This is a genomic window from Candidatus Soleaferrea massiliensis AP7 (assembly GCF_000820765.1).
Classification (GTDB): Bacteria; Bacillota; Clostridia; order Oscillospirales; family Ruminococcaceae; genus Soleaferrea; species Soleaferrea massiliensis.
The window spans coordinates 58,434-79,285 of the sequence record NZ_CCYH01000012.1 but is presented as its reverse complement, the minus strand read 5'-3'; the positions used below and the strand labels follow the sequence as shown (position 1 = coordinate 79,285).

At 52.2% G+C, this 20,852-nt stretch carries 17 protein-coding genes; 6 read left to right on the top strand and 11 right to left on the bottom strand.

The window, feature by feature from the left end; all coding sequences use genetic code 11:
* Positions 1 to 4: 4 nt before the first annotated feature.
* Positions 5 to 367 carry a YlxM family DNA-binding protein gene (gene ylxM / locus BN348_RS02540; protein WP_052446650.1) on the bottom strand — a complete coding sequence of 121 codons (363 nt, stop codon included), beginning with the start codon at positions 365 to 367 and terminating at the stop codon, positions 5 to 7.
* Positions 368 to 747: 380 nt separating this feature from the next.
* On the opposite strand from ylxM, the gene BN348_RS02535 reads away from it, so the two are divergent.
* Positions 748 to 1,446 carry an AzlC family ABC transporter permease gene (locus BN348_RS02535; RefSeq protein ID WP_040195971.1) on the top strand — a complete coding sequence of 233 codons (699 nt, stop codon included), beginning with the start codon at positions 748 to 750 and terminating at the stop codon, positions 1,444 to 1,446.
* Positions 1,443 to 1,778: a branched-chain amino acid transporter permease gene (locus BN348_RS02530; protein ID WP_040195970.1), complete on the top strand. Its 336-nt coding sequence runs from the start codon at positions 1,443 to 1,445 to the stop codon at positions 1,776 to 1,778. Before BN348_RS02535 ends, BN348_RS02530 begins: the two co-directional genes overlap by 4 nt.
* A 131-nt stretch (positions 1,779 to 1,909) precedes the next feature.
* Here the strand turns inward: BN348_RS02530 and BN348_RS02525 are convergent, their stop codons facing one another.
* The 7 genes from BN348_RS02525 to BN348_RS02495 all read right to left on the bottom strand — a co-directional run bounded on the left by BN348_RS02525 (position 1,910) and on the right by BN348_RS02495 (position 14,451).
* Entirely contained in the window at positions 1,910 to 3,709 is a 1,800-nt protein-coding gene (locus tag BN348_RS02525; protein WP_197068266.1) for a S8 family peptidase, read from the bottom strand.
* The gene (locus BN348_RS02520) at positions 3,709 to 4,857 is read right to left on the bottom strand and encodes a hypothetical protein (RefSeq protein WP_040195968.1); all 1,149 of its coding nucleotides are present in this window, start codon (positions 4,855 to 4,857) and stop codon (positions 3,709 to 3,711) included. Before BN348_RS02520 ends, BN348_RS02525 begins: the two co-directional genes overlap by 1 nt.
* Before the next feature lie 205 nt (positions 4,858 to 5,062).
* Positions 5,063 to 6,685, bottom strand: a complete 1,623-nt coding sequence (locus BN348_RS02515; protein ID WP_040195967.1) for a peptidoglycan D,D-transpeptidase FtsI family protein — start codon at positions 6,683 to 6,685, stop codon at positions 5,063 to 5,065.
* A gap of 461 nt (positions 6,686 to 7,146) precedes the next feature.
* Positions 7,147 to 11,463, bottom strand: coding sequence for a TIM-barrel domain-containing protein (locus BN348_RS02510; RefSeq protein ID WP_040195965.1), 4,317 nt, complete (start codon positions 11,461 to 11,463; stop codon positions 7,147 to 7,149).
* A gap of 820 nt (positions 11,464 to 12,283) precedes the next feature.
* Positions 12,284 to 13,399, bottom strand: a complete 1,116-nt coding sequence (locus BN348_RS02505) for a hypothetical protein (RefSeq protein WP_156136392.1) — start codon at positions 13,397 to 13,399, stop codon at positions 12,284 to 12,286.
* 251 nt (positions 13,400 to 13,650) lie between these two features.
* Positions 13,651 to 13,863 (bottom strand): hypothetical protein, encoded by a 213-nt coding sequence (locus tag BN348_RS02500; protein WP_040195963.1) that lies wholly within the window; start codon positions 13,861 to 13,863, stop codon positions 13,651 to 13,653.
* A gap of 159 nt (positions 13,864 to 14,022) precedes the next feature.
* The gene (locus tag BN348_RS02495) at positions 14,023 to 14,451 is read right to left on the bottom strand and encodes an EamA family transporter (protein ID WP_040195962.1); all 429 of its coding nucleotides are present in this window, start codon (positions 14,449 to 14,451) and stop codon (positions 14,023 to 14,025) included.
* 478 nt (positions 14,452 to 14,929) lie between these two features.
* On the opposite strand from BN348_RS02495, the gene potA reads away from it, so the two are divergent.
* Genes potA through BN348_RS02470 form a run of 4 tightly spaced genes read left to right on the top strand, consistent with a single transcriptional unit; the run spans position 14,930 to position 18,822 of the window.
* The gene (gene potA, locus BN348_RS02485; RefSeq protein ID WP_040195960.1) at positions 14,930 to 15,973 is read left to right on the top strand and encodes a spermidine/putrescine ABC transporter ATP-binding protein; all 1,044 of its coding nucleotides are present in this window, start codon (positions 14,930 to 14,932) and stop codon (positions 15,971 to 15,973) included.
* A 1-nt stretch (position 15,974) separates the two neighbouring features.
* The gene (locus tag BN348_RS02480) at positions 15,975 to 16,787 is read left to right on the top strand and encodes an ABC transporter permease (RefSeq protein ID WP_040195958.1); all 813 of its coding nucleotides are present in this window, start codon (positions 15,975 to 15,977) and stop codon (positions 16,785 to 16,787) included.
* The gene (locus BN348_RS02475; RefSeq protein WP_040195956.1) at positions 16,784 to 17,614 is read left to right on the top strand and encodes an ABC transporter permease; all 831 of its coding nucleotides are present in this window, start codon (positions 16,784 to 16,786) and stop codon (positions 17,612 to 17,614) included. The genes BN348_RS02480 and BN348_RS02475 overlap by 4 nt, the downstream gene beginning before the upstream one ends.
* Positions 17,599 to 18,822 (top strand): ABC transporter substrate-binding protein, encoded by a 1,224-nt coding sequence (locus BN348_RS02470; protein WP_040195955.1) that lies wholly within the window; start codon positions 17,599 to 17,601, stop codon positions 18,820 to 18,822. The genes BN348_RS02475 and BN348_RS02470 overlap by 16 nt, the downstream gene beginning before the upstream one ends.
* Before the next feature lie 304 nt (positions 18,823 to 19,126).
* On the opposite strand, the gene BN348_RS02465 is transcribed toward BN348_RS02470, so the two are convergent.
* The 3 genes from BN348_RS02465 to BN348_RS02455 are packed head-to-tail and all read right to left on the bottom strand — an operon-like array spanning position 19,127 to position 20,699.
* Positions 19,127 to 19,627, bottom strand: coding sequence for a hypothetical protein (locus tag BN348_RS02465; RefSeq protein ID WP_040195953.1), 501 nt, complete (start codon positions 19,625 to 19,627; stop codon positions 19,127 to 19,129).
* Positions 19,624 to 20,367, bottom strand: a complete 744-nt coding sequence (locus tag BN348_RS12890) for a DUF1700 domain-containing protein (protein ID WP_052446649.1) — start codon at positions 20,365 to 20,367, stop codon at positions 19,624 to 19,626. Before BN348_RS12890 ends, BN348_RS02465 begins: the two co-directional genes overlap by 4 nt.
* The gene (locus tag BN348_RS02455; RefSeq protein WP_040195952.1) at positions 20,364 to 20,699 is read right to left on the bottom strand and encodes a PadR family transcriptional regulator; all 336 of its coding nucleotides are present in this window, start codon (positions 20,697 to 20,699) and stop codon (positions 20,364 to 20,366) included. Before BN348_RS02455 ends, BN348_RS12890 begins: the two co-directional genes overlap by 4 nt.
* Between the last annotated feature and the right edge of the window lie 153 nt (positions 20,700 to 20,852).

The following is a 20,852-nucleotide window of genomic DNA, read 5'->3' as shown; positions in this document are numbered from 1 at the left end:
ACGCTTACCAGTTCCTGATCCCCTCGGCGACGCCGGTTATTCGTCCGATCAGCGTTTTCGCCTCCTCAGACGCCAGAACTTCCGGCAGCTTTGCGAGCGCATCCAGATCGGAAAGCAGCAGGTCGATCTGCGCCTGATGCCCTTTATCCCGCTCAATCAGTCCAAGCTTCTCCTCCATCCCGGCCAAAAGATGCTCGGCGCGCTTTAAGTTGTCGCGCACGCCCTGCCGGGTCATGCCGTGTGTCTCGGCGATCTCAGACAGCGACAGATCATCGCAGTAATAGAGCTCCATGATGTTCTTCTGCTTCTCGCTGAGCATTTCGCCGTAGAAGTCCAGCAGATAGGACATCTGCAGATTTTTTTCCAAGTTCCTCATCCTCTGCTGTAAAGCAACCCGCTTTACAGTTACTTGTTCCAGTATATCCATTAACCGCCCATTTGTCAAGCAAATTGCTTTACAGCCCTGTAAAATTTAAGAATCGTTCAAAAACAATGATTTTCCTTTGAAAAACCGCGATTACATAGATGCCTTTATATAGAAATATGGACTCTGGTATTCATGCTTGGAACCGTGTACTCTATATATGTAGATGTATCCCAAAAGCCGTATCAGCATACACGCACGGTACCGCATATGGAAGGATGCGGCGGAGAACCTTCCGACTGCCAAAATTATGCCTTCCATATTGCAGCCAATTCACTGGTATGATATACTAAAGCGAATGGACAATCATAGGAGGGAGTTTGATGTCTGAAAAGAAAAAGGCCCTGAAAGCGGCGTTTCCGCACACGATACCGGTGCTGACCGGCTACCTGTTCATCGGCATCGCATTCGGCGTGCTGCTGCAGGACAAGGGCTATCACTTCGGCTGGGCCATTTTGATGAGCGCCTGCATCTTCGCGGGTTCGATGCAGTTTGTGGCAATCAGCCTGCTGACCGGCGGCTTCAACCTGCTGAACACCGTCGTCATGACACTGATGGTCAACGCGCGGCATATCTTCTACGGACTGGCCATGCTGGACAAGTTCAAAGGCATGGGCAAGAAGAAGCCGTATATGATCTTCTCTTTGTCCGACGAAACCTTTTCCCTGCTGTGCAGCGCAAAACCGCCGGAAGGCGTGCATGAAAAGTGGTTCCAGTTCTTCATCGCGCTGCTCGACCAGCTTTACTGGATCGCCGGTTCCGCGCTTGGCGGACTGCTCGGAGCCGCCATGCATTTCAACACCAAGGGAATCGATTTTGTCATGACCGCACTGTTCGTCGTCATCTTCCTCGACCAGTGGAAGGCGGCGGACAACCATCTTCCCGCGCTGGTCGGTTTTTTTGGCTCCGCTCTCTGCCTGCTTCTCTTCGGCCCGCAGAATTTCATCATTCCATCGATGATTCTGATCGTCCTGATCCTGACGGTCTTTCGCAGACCGATGGAAAAGGAGGAACGGCCATGACTCTGACCGCTTCGGAATCGATGATCATCATCCTGACAATCGCCGCAGTCACCTTTCTGACCAGGGCGCTGCCGTTCCTGCTGTTTCCGGATCATCGGGAAACGCCCAAATATATCGCCTATCTGGGCAAAGTCCTGCCATATGCCATCATCGGCATGCTGGTCGTCTACTGTTTGAAGGAGACGACACTGACCGTCATGCCGTTCGGCATCCCGGAGCTGATTGCCGTCACCGCCGTGGTGCTGCTGCACACCTGGAAGCACAACACGCTCTTGAGCATTGCAGGCGGCACCCTACTGTATATGCTGATGGTGCAGTTTGTCTTTGTATGACCTCATTTTAATGCATAGGTTCCATATATCATTTTCATCAGCAAACAGCCCGGCCATACCAGGAATGGTATGGCCGGGCTGTTTTTGCAGGAAAGGAACTATCTACATATTGTATGCTATGCTTTAGAGCATCAATACCAGGCTAAGGCGCCCCATACCTTATAGCTCAAATTCGTCGAGCGTGTCAGCTTTACTCTATAGGTCCCATATGTATTTGGAATGAAATGGAGAAGCTCTGCTGAGCTGGTCGGGATGGCTGATCGCCCTTGTTCTGAGCCATTGGGTTTGTAAACATACATGTTGACATCAATGTAGGGGGCAACCACCGTTCCAATGACATTATGGCTGTTTTTTGGATAGTTGGTTCTTGTCCATGCGTAGGCGATGCGTATCACCTCATCTGCTGATGTGATGTTGATATTCTTCGTGATCTCCCTGACATTGGGTTCGAAATGGAACGCCGCATACCGGCCCGCCGTAAGTACTGTCATCGACTTTCTGGCATTGATGACGCCAGCACCCTGTATCGCTGTCAGACCGCCCATAGATTCGCCCGGCACCTTGCGGTCACAGCCTGCGGTCAGCACCGCTTTCACAATTCTAGTGTTTGATTTGAGCGCGGGCCTGCACTCCTGCATCTGCGCAATGACACCAGTCACCACAGGCGCAGCATAACTGGTTCCAGAATCTCCATAAACATTACCGGGAGCCATGACGTCAGGTTTCGCGCAACCGGCTGTTCCGCCATTGTTATAGCTTGAACCTGGATCAAGGAAATCATCCGAAGAAACATTTCCCGTATCATTATCATTGATAGCACCTACTGTGATAACATTGTATGCCAGACCAATCACATCGATGTTACTATGCGTATAACCTGCATTTCCAGCTGCAACAACAACCGTCACTTCATGTACTGAACAGATATGGTCAAGCCACTCTTCCAATGCCGCATACCAGCTAGTTGTTCCACTCTTTCGTTGCAATCCCCAGCTAATATTGATGATCGATACATCATAGGCCAGTAATACCTCTATTTTTTCTATGATCTGCGTGATGGAACTATCTTTTATGCCCGTTGCATAGATATGGGCACCAGGCGCGGTATTCAAAATGGTACAGGCCACATTAAGCGCGTGATGGCTGCTGGATTCTCGTCCACCCGCCACATGTGTCACCTTACCGCTCGTGATGTGGTAGTTTTTTGAAGGAAGGTATTCTTCAACCATACCGATTTTAACACCTGAACCGTCATATCCCATCGTGTTTTTGGTATAATCCGCTTCCACCGATTGGACTACAGACCCACTGCTGGAATCACTCCCCTCCTGTTCCACATAAAGACGGACCCTTTCCACACCGCGATTTTTACATATCGCTTCAATCTGGCCTTTCTTTAAACGAACAATTATCATGGGAGAATATTTGCTGGCATATAGAATATCTTCCTGTGGAAAGGCTAGTTTTTTAACCATATTGTTATTTTTTTCCGCATACTTGTTTTGCGCAATATCTCTTCTGTTGGTGATATATCGGTCCATTCGTTCCTGTTCCTTGAAACGTTGTGCTTTTGTATCTTTGCTGTTCTGAACAAGCATTGCATCCATTTCCTGTTCATCATCCAGTTGTCGTATTTTATCCGAAATTGGCTGATACTCTTCCTGCAAGGCCGCGCGGGATAAACCAGTTTCTTCCTCAACCTCCCGTTCAACCTGATCATAGTCTATATCTGTCGTCCACACATAGACTGGAATTTTCTCGTCCTCTTCTGCTGTTTCCATCACCTGCAGAAGGTCTTCAGAAATTTTGTCCCGCCAGTTTACATCTTCCCCCATTACACTTCCTGCCCCTTGAACCAACAAGCAGGTGGATAACAGCGCTATGATCAACAACAAAGAAACCCCTATCTTTGTGTATTTCCATTTAATCATCATTCATTCTCCTTTTCTGCTTCATGCGATAGAGTCGCTTCCCTGTAATCCTCCCTCTCTGTGTCGTCCGATATATTCACTTCCCTCTGGTCTACCTGGAATGACTGGACGCCCTTTACATCCTCCTGATCCAACTCCAACGCGATCGAATAGCACGAGTTGCCTATATCCCTTCCCTTATGGACATATCCCAGATCAATATCCAAGTTCAATACACCGTTTTGCACATTTACATTTGTCACCGTGTGCCATTTATACTCTGGTACAGCATAGTCTCTATCAAAGTGCAAAAGCACCGCTTTTTCCTCGAAGAATTCCTTACTCTTCTGGGGATATTTTGTCTGTCTGCTTCGAGCCTTGATCGCTTCCAGCGCTTTTTGGTAATCCTCGTAGTTGTCTATGAGGATGTTCGCGCTCTGCTCATCCTCAGCATACTGTAAACCTTCTACCTCCGGAATATAGCTGGTGTTGAGCAGCAGATCACTGAAGTATTCCTCATATGGGATGCCGTTATCCGCTTCCCTGACCGACTTGGTACCGATGCACACCTCCACCTCTGTGTCCTCGTCGAAGTAACCCTTCTCCACCTCCGCGAAAATCAGGACAATCCGGTCCGCTTTGACATCATCCTCCCGTTCCTCATAGATTTTGGCGACGATATCCCCGTATTCCTTCTTCTCCAGTGTTTCCAGGTGCACCGGGTTCATCCCGCTGTAGATGCTCAGCACCAGCAGGGATTGTTCCGCAAAGAACGCTTCGTCATACCGCGCTGTGTCCAGCTGGCCCTTCGTAAAATTATCCCCATAGCTGTCATATTTCTCCCATTTCTCCCCCATTGCCGCTTCCAATTCCGCTGTGCTTGTGATCTTGACCGCGTACTGCCAGAAGTCTCCGTGCTCCTCAAAATCGTATTTGTTGTCGTAGGCATTGTCTCCCTCCACCTTGCGCAGATAATTCAGATCGCCGTTCTGCTCCTTGCTGTACAACACCATGCTTTCCAGACCGCTTTCTTCCTGCCGCACCGTACTGCTGTCCGGATTCTCTGAATTTCCGGCCACGCTGTTGCTGCATCCGGACAGTGTCAGCGGCACGCACAGCAATAGGGATGCCAATGTAAGGCCCTCCTGTTTCTTCCATTCTTTTTTCATGATAGTACCTCCTTCAATATATTTTAATTGAATAATTTTCATCCTGTTTATCTATATTTTACCTGATATCGCACACCGTGTCAACACTATTTTCAAATTATAACCGCAAATATATTAAAGTTTATTCATTTTAATTAAATAAAGACGGCGCACAGAGAATTACCTCCATGCGCCGTAAAATTGTTTTTTCTATCAATATGCCTTATCAGGAAATCTGCTCGAGCAGGGCGATCTGGTCAGCGATCTCCTTAAAAACCGGCCCGCTGATATCCCCGCCTGACTGGCCGTTTTCGGCCAGCACGACAATCGCATACTTTGGATTCTGCGCCGGATAGAAGCCGGTAAACCAGGCGTGTACAATCTCCACATCGTCTTCATTGTAAACGCCGGTCTGCGCAGAGCCTGTCTTGCCGCCGGCCGAACCGACCTTGGGTTTCGCTTCCTTGCCCGACCCGTTCTCGACGACATTGATCATGAATTCCTTGATCATATCGGCCGTCTTTGTGCTGATGATCTGCTGCGGGGCAATCTGGTCGGTTGCGGACGCGATCGTTTTTCCCGTATCGTCGGTTGTGCCCGCGACCAGGCGCGGCGTCACGGCATATCCGCCGTTTGCAAACAGGCTGACCAGCTGCGCCAGCTGTACCGGCGTCGCCAGCAGCTTGCCCTGTCCGAAACCGAAGTTCGCGACATCCCCGGGATTCTGCAAATCCTCCATATCCGGCAGATAGCCCGCCGCACTGACAAGCGAATCGGCCAGCTCGGTTTCCCTGCCGAAACCCAATTTATCCGCCAGCTCGACGACCGGATAGGCGCCGAGCTTTGCGATCAGCTGCATAAAATATGGGTTGCAGGATATCTGGATGGCGCCCTTCATATCCAGCACACCGTGACCCTCCCGCTTGTGGCAGTGGAACTCGATGTCCCCGATCTTTACACTGCCGGTGCATTCGAAGGTCTGGGATGCCGGGATGCCGCTTTCCAGCGCTGCCGCGGCAATCAGCAGCTTGAACGGGGAACCGACGTTATAGGCGGACAGCGCACGGTTGACCAGCGGGCCGTTTGCATCCTGCAGGCTGTCCGCCACATTGTTCGGATTGAAGGATGGACAGCTGACCGCCGCCTTGATGTCCCCGTTTGAAACATCCATGACGACAACCGCGCCTTCCTTGATATATTTTTTGGCCGCATTCTGCGCAATCTGCTGGATTTGACGGTCGAGCGTCAGCACAACGCCTTTCTTATCCTGATAGTTCTCTTGTGTCACCTCAGGCTGCTTCTGCGTCAGGATGCTTCCGGTCGCATCGATGGAATAGGAGATCTGCAGCTTTCCCGCGCCTTCCTTCAGCAGCTCATTGAAGCTCTTCTCAATACCGGAAACACCGTTTTCCTTGGTTGCGTCCAGGTATCCGATCAGGTGCTCCGCCAACGGATCATCACCGTACCGCAGGTCGGTTTTGAACAGACGGACGCCCTTTCCATAGACATTTTCAGCCGACAGGTTCTGCAGAAACGGCTTGTTCTGCGCATTGAGCGTCAAAAAGTTGTTCCGCTCGCTGCCCTCCAGCAGCGGCGCGATCGTGCTGAGCGCATCGTTGGACGGCAGCACGGCCGCTTTATACTGCGGCTGCAGATAGACCAGCGGCTGCATTGAACAGTCGTAGATATATCCGCGCGTCTGGTCGACGGTCAGCGTGTAGGAGGACTGCTTTTGAGCCGCGCTGGCCAGCTCTTCCCCGGTGGAGAGAAAATACAGCCTTACAAACAGCCCGCCCATCAGCAGCAGGAACAGACAGAAAATCGAAACCACCCGTTTTGTGGACAACATGCATTCACCCGCTTTTTTCAAATCTTTTTTCTATTCTGCCCGAAAGGAAAATGATTCATACAGACAAACGCAAGAGAAGCGCCGCTTTGAAACGGCGCTTCTTTGAAAGAGATTAAGACTTTATTAAATTGATGCAAATATCAGTTGTCAGGATTTTAAAATCGTCGTTGTATCCTGTCCTTTCCGTTTGACATACCACACAATGGACATTCGTATAAGCTACGCGCGGTCTCCAGAGAAAAAGTGCTGCCGCCTGATGATACCCGAACGTTTTGACTTTTGAAGCTTTTGTGATGTAAACGGTACAGCAGCACCGTCATTCAGATGCCCCATCATATATTTGCTCATTTCAATCTCCCCTGCGGCTCATGCATCTGTACAACAAACAGGGGAAGCGCCGTATGAATACGACGCTTCCCCCGGAGTTGTATAGGATTCTATAAAAAAGATGTGGATATCGTTTAGGAATTCAGAATCATAAACTTCACAGCAACGAGGTCAAAGATGTTGACAATGCCGTCGCCGTTGACATCCGCCGCATACTGCTGTGCTTTGCCGAATTCAACGCGGGTCAGGATGTAGGACTTCATCTGCAGAAGATCCATAACGCCCAGCGCGCCGTCGCAGTCGGTATCGCCCATGACGGCGATCTCGGTTTCATTTGCAAAGATGCCCTGTGTGAAGAGCTGAATCCTGTCGCCGGTCTTGACGATGCTGTCGTCGCTGAGTTCCGCGCCGTTTGCATCCACGAATTTGAGATCGCCTGCATCGTTCTGCAGCTTCTCTTTGATCGAGGCAACGGTTTCGCCGACGTTGATACCGGTCAGGACGCCGTCCTTGACTTCGCCTTCGGTCGGCAGAAGCTTCACATTTTCGTCCAGAGTCGGATCATACAAGGTGGCTGCGACCCAGGAGACATTTCCGCCGTTCGCTTTCTCCAGAGAGTAGCGCACACGCAGGTTGCATTCCTCTTCCGCTTTCAGCTTGATCGTAACGGTGCGGTAGAAGTTGGTATTCAGATTTCCAAATTCATAGACCTGATTTTCGGTCACGCCGGACTCATCATAGACGGTCAGCTTGCCTTCGCCCTTCCAGCCGCCGAGATAGAGCGTCAGGATCCTCTCCTGCGGTCCCGCCTTGACGGTTGTGGTGAAGTCGCTTCCCACCTTGCTCTGCTGCAGGCCGGTGGTCAGGTTGCTGGCGGACTTATCCGGGGAACCGTCGTTCCAGCTGAACGCGGTGCGGTGGTCGCCGAAGCCAACCAGATTGGAGGTATAGGTGAGATTCATTGCCTCATCCACATTGCCCTTGCGGTTGATGTTGGAAATCTGCGCCTGTCCCAGATGGATCCAGTCCACATTTCCTTCTTCGGTCAGGTTGCGTTTTTCGGGATACCAGTCGGTGACGTTCACCTCACGGGTGACGACGCCCTTGGCTTCTTCCTGGATGCTCGGGTCGCGCAGCGCAGCCGCCGCGAAGGTGATGTTGCTGCCGCTGACCTTGGTGTACTTGACCACCAGGTCGGTGCCGGTAGCGGAACTCAGGTCAATCGTGACCTTGCGGTAGTAGGATTTATCCGCGTCGCCGAAGGTGTAGGTGTCGATTTTGGTATCCGCCGATTTGTCGAAGATCTCAAGCTTGCCTTCACTCTTCCAGCCGCCGATAAACAGGACCAACTGCTTGGTCTGTTCAGATGCCGGTACCGAGAAGATAAAGCCGGCGTTGTTCTCATAGACCACCGCTCCATTCCTGGTCTCGGTCGCGTTCTTCAGCGGCAGACCGTCGTTGTAGGAGAAGCTGGTCGTATAGTCATAAAACGCGCCACAGGAACGCGCATAGTCTTTCAGGTAGGTGATCTGCGGATGTGCGGTATTCTTTCTGGTCAGGTTGCGGCTGTCGGTCAATGCCGGATGTACCCAGTCGAGGTTGCCCAGCGAGCTCAGGTTGACGACATACGGCAGTTCTTCGCTGACGTCGATGGTGCGTTCCACCGGCTCCCTGTAATCCTCATTGACGATTTTCTCATCATAATTGTCTTCCGGAACAGACGGGTCTGCCGGATTCTCAAACTCCGCAATCAGCTGAACAGCGTTGTAGACGTTGCCGGAAACGGTCACTTCGTAGACCGTGCCGTCAGCCGCGCCGCCGGAAATGGCGAACGGCATGGCGTTTTCGTCCTGGTCAACCGCTGTGAACGCCAGCGTCTGTCCATCGGCGGTGGTCACGCTCTGCAGCGCGCCCCAGCCCTCAGGCTGATGGATGCGGACGGTCCATTCACGGTCGGTGAATGCGCGCTCGCCCTCAAAGCTGCCGTTTGCCGCACCGATATCGATGATGGTCTTTCCATGATCAAAACGGGTGGAGAGTTCGGTTGTGCGGAACTGGCCTTCCTTGTACTTGACCGACTCGGTGTCGTCTTCATACAGGGTGGTGCTGTCGCTGTAACGGGTGGACGGATAGACATCCAGTGTCAGATGGCTCCAGTCCTTCTCCTTGGTGGTCAGCATCTCGTCTGCCAGCGGCAGGATGGCGCCCTTCTTGACAAAGATCGGGGTTTCGCGGACCGGTACGGATACTTCGATCGTCTGCGGTCCATAGATGGTTTCGCCGCTGAAGGTGTCGATCCATTCGCCTTCCGGAATCCAGACGAATCTGGTGTTGAGCTTGTCTTGGTCTGTGACATAACGGAGTCCGCAGATGGCGTCGTTTTCCCCGTCATAATATTCAAACCGGATGTCGTAGGTTTCGCCGGCTTTCAGCGTGCCTTCCGACGTCACAGCGGTTGCTTCCTGTGGTCTCCAGGAATCGATGAACAGCTCGTCGTTGATGTAGACGCGCGCGCCGTCGTCGCTGTAGGTCTGAAGCTTGACGTCCTCGTCCCCGATGGTGATGGTGCCGGTGAACCGGACGCTGAAGTTATCCTTGTTGACGCCGCTGGTCGGCTCGTTTCTGCCCCAGTCGAAGTCGATGTTGGAGACAGTCTTGGTGACAACCGGTTCGCCTTCCAGGTTGACATTGTTGAAGAACTCCGCCTTGAGTCCGTTTCCGCCGTACGGCGTGTTCAGCCATGCGGATGGAACCGCGGTGTCGCCGTTGTCCGTGATGGTCGGCGCGATCAGGATGTCGTCGCCCAGCAGGTATTCGTCATTGCGTGCCGCGCCCGCATAATCCGGATAGTAGAAGTCGAGCCTGCGAAGCAGCGGCATGCCGGTTTCGTAATTTTCATGAGAAAGATTATAATAAGTAGGAAGCAGGCGGTAACGGAGATTCACATAGTCGCGGATGATGTTCAGGGCTTCTTCACCCTTCATCCACGGCATACGGCCGTTTTCACTGCCAAACTTGGTGTTGTGCGGACGGTAGATCGGAGAAAGCGTTCCGAACTGCATCCATTTGACATACTCATCCGCGGAAAGCGCGCTGGTCGGCGTCTGATGGCTGCCGACGTCGGTGCTGATATACGGAAGTCCCGCGTTTGCGCCATACTGCACGGCAAATTCCACCTCGCGCTGCAGGGTTTCCTGACGGCCGCCGGTATCGCCGGTCCAGGTGATGCCGTAGCGGTGCTGCGCCAGGTCCGGCGCACCAATGTCGCCGCCATTCGAGCTTCCGTCGACGTTGCTCATCATGACAAGGCGTCTGTCCGGATATACGGCCCTCTGTGCATCCGCATAGATAGCGCCGCCGATTGCTTCATGGGTGAAGCCTTCCGGCGCGAGAATCGTTGTGGACCAGTTGCGGTCATACCACCAGGAATCCACGCCCAGTTCCAGAATGCCGGTCAGCTTCTCAAAGCGGTAATTGACCTCGGTTGGATTTATAGCGCTCAGCTGTTTGCCGTTTTCATCTTTTCTCGGTTCCGGATGGTCATTGAAGATGATGTTGACATTCTGTTCATGCGCGTCCTCCAAAAAGCCCTTCATATCCGGGAACAGCTTGGTGTTGACGTCATAGCCGATTCCGCCGGTGCCGGCGCTTCTCCAGTCGGTGTCGATGACCAGGTTGTCCAGCGGCACGTTGTAGGTTTCATGATAATCCTTGATCTGCTGCATCGCAGTTTCATCGCTGTATTCGTGATAGCGGCTGTCCCATGCGCCGAAGGTGGCGAGGGAAAGCATGTCGGTCTGACCGGTCAGCTTGACCAGATCACGGCGCAGCTGTACGCTGTCGCCCGCCGGCAGGAAGACAAACATATCCGGCGCGTCGTTGCTCTGGTCAAATCCGTTGGTATCGCGGTTCTCGGTGTTCTCATCCGGCTGCGGCGCAAAGCCCCAGTCCGGCATGGTCATACGCGGGGAATCGCTGATCTCCCAGGCGTTCACCTTTTCGCCCGGATCCGGCAGATAAACCTTGCTGCCCGGAAGTCCTTTGTATTTCCAGATCATTCTGCCCTGGTTGTCGTTGATGATGATGCCGGTGATGTCGGAAGCCCCTGCCGGTACGATGACCTGGTAGGTGCTGGTGGTCAGGATGACCGTCCCGTCCCCTTCGGTGCGGAAAACTTCGGTGCCTTCCCAATCGTCGCGGTTCGAGATGTGGAAGGTCTTGCGGTCCTCAAATCCCTTCGGGCCCCTCTGCTCCAAACGCACAAGCGTCGGGGACAGGATCTGGACGCGGACGTCGCCGATCTCTTCGGAGACGAAACCGTTCGCATTTTTTTCGACGATAACGGGTTCGCTTTTGCCCTCATTCGCCGACGCGAAGGTTGCCGGCGCAAGGGTGGATACCACACAGGCCGCGCACAGGACCAGGCTTAGAATCCTATTCTTAGTCTTCATTTTTCGATTTTCCTCCTCTTTGTCAATAGAGAACGCTAAAACTAGAAACGTTTTCACATAATATTGCGGTACTCTTTTTCTCTTTTTTAACGCGGGATATTGATTCTTTTCTCTTTTTTGGCACTGCGCCCGGACAAAGCGCCGCGCCGCTTTTCTGCAAGGTGGCAAGGCTTTGGGTACGGGCAGCTTATCCGCCCGAATATCAACCTCCTTTATCTATGGAACGCGGAAAGAAACGTTTTCATATCCTTATAAACAAAAACGCGGACATCCTTTCCTTATTTCTGCTGGATTCATCCGTTCTTCCGGCCCGCCCTATTCTCCCGGCGCAATCACAAAGAAACACCGGGGATCGATTTGTGGATCTGTGAATGAAGTGATAACGAAATTGAAATCAATTCAAGTATATCCGACAACATTCACAGTGTCAATACAAAATGAGGGATCCCATAAATATTTGGTCATATATCCAATTCTCGATCTGCATATTTGTACAGTTTCACCTAAAATTTGGACACTTTTACAACTCCACTGTTATCATGACAGCGTTTTTATAAAAAATTTCACCTCAGCGTTCCGCTATCCATTTGAATCCTTACTATCGTCTGCATCACGCTGATTCCTTTCCGCCTTCGTGAAGCTGCCGGGTGAGACGATTTAAACCTATATTGAAAAAAGGAAGCAAACCGGCTGATTCCCACGTACTGTACATGAATATCACATGATCCACTATCGGGCGGAACATCCTTTGCATGCAATGAAAAAGCTGCACATTCCAGGAATGAAATGTGCAGCGCTATTGTTGAGCTATTCAGGTTGGTTACGGCGCAGTAAAATAAAGGCTGCCGGTCTCCGCGTCTATGCGGCAGCTCTGTCCTCCCAGAAGCGCCGCGAATTCATCGATATCCACATTTGCTGTGACAAACTCTCCCTGATCCAGGATTTCAAGTTCATCCACCTGCACGCCGTCCCGGTAAAGCAGCAGCGCCGTCCGCTGTGTATTCGGCCGGACGCAGTATTCCGCGGAATCCAATGTCCAGTGCAGGAACCCATCCTTATCATAAGAATGGGAACAGCCCAGCTGATCCAGAATGGGAACAAAATTTGTATGCCCCATCACCGACACAGATGTGCGGAGAAGGTCGTCGATCTGGATATCATAACGGCCGTCTTCAGGATTTCTAAAAAATTGGGCCCTTTCGTTGATAGAATTATGGACAAGCGTTTCATTCACATAAACATTGCGGTAGGATTCGGGCGTGACCGATTCCAGCGCGCCATCCGGAAGATCATTGGGGAACTTTGAATCTCTTACCATATCGGTATACGCGGTATTCACCGCTTCGTAGATTTCATCATAGGTCTGCTCATTGTGGTTTTTCTGGATTGGAAAATCCACCCGCAGCAATGACCATCCACCACACTTCACCTCAATCGCCGGTTCGGCAAGACGCACCTGACCGTCCCTTCGAATTGGGATGACGCCGACCACATCAAACAAATTGACAATCAGCTCTGAAACAGGTTTAACATCGTCATAACTGTCAATCAGCAGGAGAACCGGCGTACGCGAATCGTCAAAGGCCAGATGGTACTCCAAACCGCTGGCTTCACAAAGGATGGACATCCCGGCGGCATTGTGCTTCAAAAATGCTTCTGTATAATTACAGGAATTGCTTGGAGCGGATCCAAATTTTGCTCCGTCTATATTGATGTCATGATATTCAGAAATCAGCTGGAATTCCACACCGTTTTCATCCACAAAGTTGTAGACCTTCCTGTCGTCCGACAGCCGGTGTCCCTGAGGGCCATCCTTGACTCCGACCGACAATGAATTTCTGAGGTCCGTCAGCGCAGCTCCGTGTGACATCAGGCAGCCTGAACAAAACAGCAGCATGACTGCACATACTATGACCATGCATCTTCTTTGTTTCATGATAACCCTCTTCTTTCAAATCAGAAAGCGGCTGTTTTTTATTCCATTCTATCATTTCTATGTGTTACTTTGACATCAAAATACTGCTGACCGTTCTTGTATCCAACCGATTCATCCATCATCTTGTTTGATAATGAACCTGTTCCTTTATGGTACAGGCTCGATTCCCAGCAGTACGGGAACAAAACCGCCGCGGCCATCGATTACAGCCGCGCCGTTTCCCATTCATGCACAAGTTCTTTCAGTCCCAGTCAATCCTTCAAACCGGATGCCGTTTCGTTCTTCTGTTTTCTCCCGTTCAAAATTCTCCACCAGACAGCAAGCTTGAATGACAAAATCCCGATGAAAACAAGCAGGCGCAGCACCTTCCTGCCCCTGCTCTCAGAATTCGGCCTGCTTGCCACAAAGATGGCGGTCGGACCGTCCGCGCCGCCGATGATGCAGACATTTCTGTCCTTACACATGCTCATTCCTCCTCTTCAGTCAAGTACCATCTTATCAGTATCTGTATTTATTTTTTACCCGTATAATAATGAAATATTGCTAAGTCTGTAAACGAATTTGGCGCCATACAAGAACTCGGCAGATATCCGTGGCATCCTCTCAGTATGATTCCAGTACCGTTACCGTTTATTGATAAACACAAGGCCTGCGATACACAGCAGAATGCCGATGCACTGGTTGAGCGTGATGCTTTCCTTATACAGAAGCAGCCCGACCGGCACCAGGATGACCGCCAGCAGGATGTTCGCAACCAGGCTGCCGACGCTGATATTCCAGCCCGCTCGATAGGCCGTGATGTAGCCGAACTCCAGCCCGACGATGGTCAGCCCGAGCACCGCGCCGGTCCAGTTGACACCGTGGAACATCGAGGACAGGCTCTTGTGCGGGCTTTGGAAGAACATCAGGATGCCGGCGACCAGCGCGGCGGAAAGATAGGTCAAAAACAGGCTTGCAAACGGGTTTGCATCCGACGGGGTCGACTTGGTTACAATATTATAGAAGACGTTTGATACGACGATGATCACAATGGGAAGCACGTAGCCCAGCATGGCATTCCATCCTTGTCCGTTTATTTTGATTGGCCGTTTTTATTTATCATAGTACATCCCCGCCGGTTTGTCAATGCGGGGCGGATTTTATTCAAAACCGGTGCAAAGTGAAGAATGGCCGCGAAAACATCCGGATTTCGAAGCAAAACCGGGAACAAACCGGTCTGAATACAGAAAATCGGACACATTTTGCTAAAAAGCTTGACTTTTTCCTGAAAAAACACTATAGTTAAACTTGTCTTTTTATGCATCTGGCCGTGTACGCATATCCCTGCCCGCCTAAAGACGTTGGCTGCTTTGAAGAAAAGCCTTTTGCGGGGGCGGCAAACCGGATATGTGGCCTTTTGTCCCGTTTTCCTGCCAAAATAGAATGTCTTCACCCCACGCCCGGTCTCCCGGACGGCGGGGTCTTCTTGAGTGCATGGAAAAAATGGGCTTCCGAAAGGACAGAATAACAATCCGCAAAGGGGGATGCAGGATGGAAAACATCATCCGTTTAAGAAATCTGGTCGCGGAGTACGACGGGGAACGTGTACTGAACGACATCAGTCTGGATATCCGGGACAAGGAATTCGTCACGCTGCTTGGCCCGTCCGGCTGCGGCAAAACGACGACGCTGCGCATCATCGGCGGCTTTCTGCAGCCGAAACAGGGGGATGTGCTGTTCGAGGGCAAGCGCATCAACGCGCTGCCGCCCTATAAACGGCAGGTCAACACGGTGTTCCAGCGGTACGCGCTGTTCCCGCACCTGAACGTGTTCGAAAACATCGCGTTCGGGCTGCGCATCAAGAAGCTGCCTGAAAAGGAAATCATCCGGCTCGTCGGCGAGATGCTCGCACTTGTGGGCCTGAATGGATATGAAAAGCGGAACGTGGGACATCTGTCCGGCGGGCAGCAGCAGCGCGTCGCGATCGCCCGCGCGCTGGTCAACCATCCGAAGGTGCTGCTGCTGGACGAGCCGCTCGGCGCTTTGGACCTCAAGCTGCGCAAAGGGATGCAGGTGGAGCTCAAGCGCATTCAGCAGAGCATGGAGATCACCTTCATCTACGTCACGCACGACCAGGAGGAGGCGCTCACCATGTCGGACACCGTCGTGGTCATGAAGGACGGCAACATCCAGCAGATCGGCACGCCGCAGGACATCTACAACGAGCCGACCAACGCGTTTGTCGCCGATTTCATCGGCGAAAGCAACATCATCGACGGCATCATGCACGAGGATTTCCTCGTCGAGTTCGCCGGTCAGAAGTTCGAATGCGTCGACAAGGGCTTCGGTAAGATGCAGCTGGTCGACGTGGTCATCCGGCCGGAGGATATCCGGCTGCTGCCGCCACAGGAGGGCGACATCTCGGGCGTTGTGGAATCGGTCATCTTCAAGGGCGTGCACTACGAGATGATCATCGACGCCTGCGGCTACAAGTGGACCGTGCATTCCACGCTGTGCGAGGAGCCGGGCGCGATTGTCGGCATGCATGTCAAGCCGTTCGACATCCACATCATGCACAGGATGGAGGAGGAATGATATGAAATCCAAGATGATCTCCCTGCCCTACCTGATCTGGATGCTGGTCTTCACGATTGTGCCGCTCGGCCTTGTCGTGTTCTTCGCGTTCACGACGCCGGAAGGCCAGTTCACACTGGACAACCTGACGAACGCCGGCCAGTACATTTCGGTGCTGCTGCGCTCGATCTGGCTGGCGCTGATCGCCACGGCTATCTGCCTGCTGATCGCCTACCCGCTTTCCTACATCCTGTCGCGGATGCATGTGAACCGGCAGCGCACCTTCATCATGCTGGTCATGCTGCCGATGTGGATCAACTTTCTGCTGCGCACCTATGCGTGGATGACACTGCTCGAAAACAATGGACTCATCAACCGGTTCTTCGGCCTGTTCGGGCTAGGTCCGTTCAACCTGATCAACACCGAGGGCGCGGTCGTGCTGGGCATGGTGTACAACTACCTGCCGTTCATGATCCTGCCGCTCTACTCGATCCTTACCAAGATCGACAACAGCCTGATTGAGGCCGCGCAGGACCTCGGCGCGCCGTCGCGGAAGGTGTTCGCGAAGGTGGTCATCCCGATGAGCATGCCGGGCATCACAACCGGCATCACGATGGTGTTTGTGCCGGCCATCAGCACCTTCATCATCTCGCGGATGCTCGGCGGCGGCTCGAACCTGCTGATCGGCGACCTGATCGACCTGCAGTTTTTGGGCAACGCGTACAATCCGAACCTCGGCGCGGCCATCTCCCTGGTGCTGATGGTGCTGATTTTATTGTTTATGAGCATCGTCAACCAGTTCGACGATGAGAGAACGGAGGGGATGCTGTTATGAGGAAAAGAAAACATCTCTCCCGCGCCTATGTGGGGCTGGTCATGGCGTTCCTGTACCTGCCGATCGTTATCCTGATCGTCTATTCGTTCAACGCCTCCAAAAGCCGCAGCCTGTGGACCGGCTTTACGCTGGACTGGTATAAAAAACTGTTTTCAAATGAAATGATTGTGGGCTCCCTGCTGGTCACGCTGGCCGTCGCAGTCATCGCCTCGGTGGTGGCCACGGTCATCGGCACATTGGCCGCCATCGGCATCAGCAATATGAAGAAGCGCACCCGCTCGGTGGTCATGAACATGACCTATGTGCCGATCCTGAACCCGGAGATCGTGACCGGCGTCGCGCTGATGCTGCTGTTCGTCTTCTTTAAAAACTTTCTGCACTTCGAATTCGGCCTGGTCACGCTCGCGCTCGCGCACATCACCTTCTGTACGCCGTATGTGATCCTGAATGTGATGCCGAAGCTGCGGCAGATGGACAAATACCAGCTCGAAGCGGCCGCGGACCTCGGCTGCAATCCCCGGCAGACCTTCTTCAAGGTGGTCATTCCAGAGATCATGCCGGGCATCATCGCGGGTTTTCTGATGGCGTTCACCTATTCGCTGGACGACTTCATCATCAGCTATTTCACAAGCGGCCCGACCACCCAGCCCTTAAGCGTCACGATTTTCTCGATGACCCGCCGAAAGGTCAGCCCGGAGATCAACGCGCTTTCAACCATCATCTTTGTTGTGGTGCTGCTGGTGCTTCTCATCATGAACATCCGCGACGCCCGCAAGGAGCAGCAGGAAAAGAAGAAGCGGAGGGAACTGAAATGCGAAGATTTCTGAGTCTGTTCCTGGCATTCCTCTGCCTGTTTTCTTTCCTGCCGCTGACGCTCGGTTCGGCCGAAATCCCGGTGGACGACGCCGGCTACTACCAGAAATTCAAGGGGCAGAACGTCTCGATCAACGTCTACAACTGGGGAGAATACATGTCGGTCAACGACCCGGATGTGCTCGACGTCAAGAAGGAATTTGAAGCCCTGACCGGCATCCAGGTCAACTATTCGACCTTCGCGTCGAACGAGGAGCTGTACGCCAAGATGAAGAGCGGCGCGGCCGACTACGACATCATCATCCCATCCGACTACATGATCGCGCGCATGATTGAGGAGGATATGATCGAGCCGCTGGACTTCTCTCTGATCCCGAACACCAAATACATTGACGAAGATTTTCTCAACATGGATTATGACCCGGACAACGCCTACAGCGTGCCGTACACCTGGGGTGTCGTCGGCATCGTGTACAACAGGACGATGGTGGACGAAAACGACCCCATCGACAGCTGGGAGATCCTCTGGGATGAAAAATATCTCGGACAGATCCTGATGTTCGACAACTCCCGCGACGCGTTCGCCATCGCGATGAAGAAGCTCGGCTATTCCCTGAACACCACCGATGAAAAGGAGATCCGCGAAGCGACCGAGGAGCTCAAGAAGCAGAAGCCGGTCGTACAGGCCTATGTCATGGATGAAATCTTTGACAAGATGGGCGGCGGAGAGGCCGTGTTCGCCCCGTACTATGCGGGCGACGCCCTGACCATGATGTCAGAGAACGAGGATCTCGCGTTCTCGATCCCAAAGGAGGGCACCAACCGGTTTGTGGACGCGATCTGCATCCCGAAGGGAGCCAAGAACCGGGAAGCCGCGCACATGTTCATCAATTTCCTGCAGGAGCCGCAAATCGCGCTCGCGAACTGCGAATACATCGGCTATTCGACGCCGAACACCGGCGCGTTCGCGCTGCTCGACGATGAGACAAGGAACAACCCGGTCGCCTATCCGCCGGCCGATGTCCTTGCCAAGACCGAAAGCTTCAAGAATCTGCCGAAGGCCGCCAACAAGCTGATGGACGAATGCTGGACGCAGATCAAATCGGTCGGCGCGCAGGTCAACCCATGGATGATGCCGGCCCTGCTGCTCGGATGCATCGCGCTGTCAGCCGCCATCACGATTTACCGGCGCATCCGGCGGGGGCGTGACGGGATGTTTTAATCCATGGGAATTTAAAGACTGAACACTGCCCCAGACAGTAAGCTCCGCACCGATCTGCTGTGATCTGCCGCGCAAGGCCATATCGTTCAAATATAGGGACAAGAGCCGCTTCGACAGGGTGATCGAAGCGGCTCTTGTCTTTTTTGGGGCTCTTGCTGTGGGTAAAAAGGCAGGTACTGTTGCAGGCTGCATCGGAGAGTATTGGTGCCGCCTGCCTATAGGATATATCAGCTTTTGGGATGCTGACAATTAGAACGCAACATTCGCTTTATACGCTTCTCTCAAAAAGTCAGCGGACAGTCTTTTATCCATGATATTGTTGAAATGTTATCGAGCTGTACAAAAGCTCCTCTACATTGGTATCCACTGAAATATGCTCCGGTATGTAGACAATCATGTCTGGATAATACTGCATCTCTTTTAGAATACTGCGCATAATCTTCTTTCTGTCCAGAGAGAAAATCCCAAAGGTGCGCTGAACCCAGACACTTGCCTCACCTGATTTCGGGTAAGTGATATCCAGGTTGGTTTCATTGAAGGTATCATCGGTATAGATATCAATATAGATGTTATCGCTTCCCTCTGCCTGCCGATAGAGAATATCCGCTCCACAGCCATCTTCTACATTGAAATGGAGCGTGTAAACCGAATCCAATGTAATACGGCGCGGCAGGATGCGGTCACTCTCAAACGCTGTGCTAAATTCCTGAACCGTATCGTTGATTCCCAGCGGCAGACAGATCAGAAGACCCAGAAAACTGATGGCCAGCGTGATGGAGAGAACCATGCTGAGTTTTTTAATCATCGCGTATACACCTCTTTTGCAACTGTTTTCTGAAAGTGATTTTTATACTGCGCCTTGCCGAACCGAATCAAACGGCGGGAGCAGCAGTATATAAAAATACCAAGCAGTCCGCCCAGGCAGATCAACGCAATGCACAGGAAAAAGACTGCGAAGGAAAAGTACAGGGATACAAATCCAAGGGTTGCCGCAGCCGCAATCATGCCGCCAAGTCCGCCGAGTATAAATGCCGCCGCCGTAACTGCAAGAAATCCAAACAGGCAGACAAGAAAAAATGTCAGGATAGCCAGCAGCCCAATCAGCAGCACATATCCACATGCTTTCAGCAGGGATTTCAGAATCCGTTTGAGCCGCTGGATCGGATGGAACTTCCACTCCTTCTTCTTCAGGGCATCCACGCCCTCGGAGATTCCATGAATCCCCCTGCCGATGCCGTCCGCGGCGGCATGCGCGCCCTTTGCCACCGTCTTGGCTCCCTTTTGGGCTGTTCGTTTGACTGCCTCGATTTCCATGGTGTTGCGAAAGGCCTTTGTCTTCTTCTCTTCCCGGTATTCCTCAAGGAACTGTTCGGCAATGACCTGCGGGTCCCCCAGCTTCGCCGAGATCTCCAGATCCGTTTTATTCCGGCGCCTGCCATCCTCAAAATACTCACCGTAATCCCGCAGGATGTCGTCCACCTCTTCGCGGGAGAGCTGTTTTTTCAGATAAGCTTCCAGCTTCAGCAGATACTCTTCTTTATTCATTCCGCTCTTCCTTTCTCTTCATGTTCCCCATTCAGAATATCGTTGACCATCATCGAGAACGCCTTCCAGTCCTCTTTGAGCGATCCCAGATAGCCCTGTCCCCTTTCGGTGATGTGATAATATTTGCGGGCCGGGCCGATGGTGCTTTCCTTCAAATAGGTGACAACATATTCCTCCTTGGTCAGCCTTCTCAGAATCGGGTAGACCGTCCCCTCATTGATGTCGGTATAGGAGGCGATATTCTGTACGATCTCATATCCATACATATCCTGACGGGAGATCAGCGCCAGGACGCACATCTCAATGACGCCTTTCCGAAATTGTGTGTTCATGCCATCCCTCCTTGATGTATCTATTATAGCACACTATTATGCATTGCACAATACCTAATATAAAATAATACTGTTTTTTATTTGCATCTGGATTGTTCTTTCTTGATCATTTTAATTATATAAGCAAAGTGCCGTACCGCGACATTCCATGTG

Excerpts from the sequence above, each read along its gene's own strand:
- BN348_RS02535 (WP_040195971.1), top strand. The coding sequence starts at position 748 with ATGTCTGAAAAGAAAAAGGCCCTGAAAGCGGCGTTTCCGCACACGATA.
- BN348_RS02530 (WP_040195970.1), top strand. The coding sequence starts at position 1,443 with ATGACTCTGACCGCTTCGGAATCGATGATCATCATCCTGACAATCGCC.
- BN348_RS02525 (WP_197068266.1), bottom strand. The coding sequence starts at position 3,709 with ATGATTAAATGGAAATACACAAAGATAGGGGTTTCTTTGTTGTTGATC.
- BN348_RS02520 (WP_040195968.1), bottom strand. The coding sequence starts at position 4,857 with ATGAAAAAAGAATGGAAGAAACAGGAGGGCCTTACATTGGCATCCCTA.
- BN348_RS02515 (WP_040195967.1), bottom strand. The coding sequence starts at position 6,685 with ATGTTGTCCACAAAACGGGTGGTTTCGATTTTCTGTCTGTTCCTGCTG.
- BN348_RS02510 (WP_040195965.1), bottom strand. The coding sequence starts at position 11,463 with ATGAAGACTAAGAATAGGATTCTAAGCCTGGTCCTGTGCGCGGCCTGT.
- BN348_RS02505 (WP_156136392.1), bottom strand. The coding sequence starts at position 13,399 with ATGAAACAAAGAAGATGCATGGTCATAGTATGTGCAGTCATGCTGCTG.
- BN348_RS02500 (WP_040195963.1), bottom strand. The coding sequence starts at position 13,863 with ATGTGTAAGGACAGAAATGTCTGCATCATCGGCGGCGCGGACGGTCCG.
- BN348_RS02495 (WP_040195962.1), bottom strand. The coding sequence starts at position 14,451 with ATGCTGGGCTACGTGCTTCCCATTGTGATCATCGTCGTATCAAACGTC.
- potA (WP_040195960.1), top strand. The coding sequence starts at position 14,930 with ATGGAAAACATCATCCGTTTAAGAAATCTGGTCGCGGAGTACGACGGG.
- BN348_RS02480 (WP_040195958.1), top strand. The coding sequence starts at position 15,975 with ATGAAATCCAAGATGATCTCCCTGCCCTACCTGATCTGGATGCTGGTC.
- BN348_RS02475 (WP_040195956.1), top strand. The coding sequence starts at position 16,784 with ATGAGGAAAAGAAAACATCTCTCCCGCGCCTATGTGGGGCTGGTCATG.
- BN348_RS02470 (WP_040195955.1), top strand. The coding sequence starts at position 17,599 with ATGCGAAGATTTCTGAGTCTGTTCCTGGCATTCCTCTGCCTGTTTTCT.
- BN348_RS02465 (WP_040195953.1), bottom strand. The coding sequence starts at position 19,627 with ATGATTAAAAAACTCAGCATGGTTCTCTCCATCACGCTGGCCATCAGT.
- BN348_RS12890 (WP_052446649.1), bottom strand. The coding sequence starts at position 20,367 with ATGAATAAAGAAGAGTATCTGCTGAAGCTGGAAGCTTATCTGAAAAAA.
- BN348_RS02455 (WP_040195952.1), bottom strand. The coding sequence starts at position 20,699 with ATGAACACACAATTTCGGAAAGGCGTCATTGAGATGTGCGTCCTGGCG.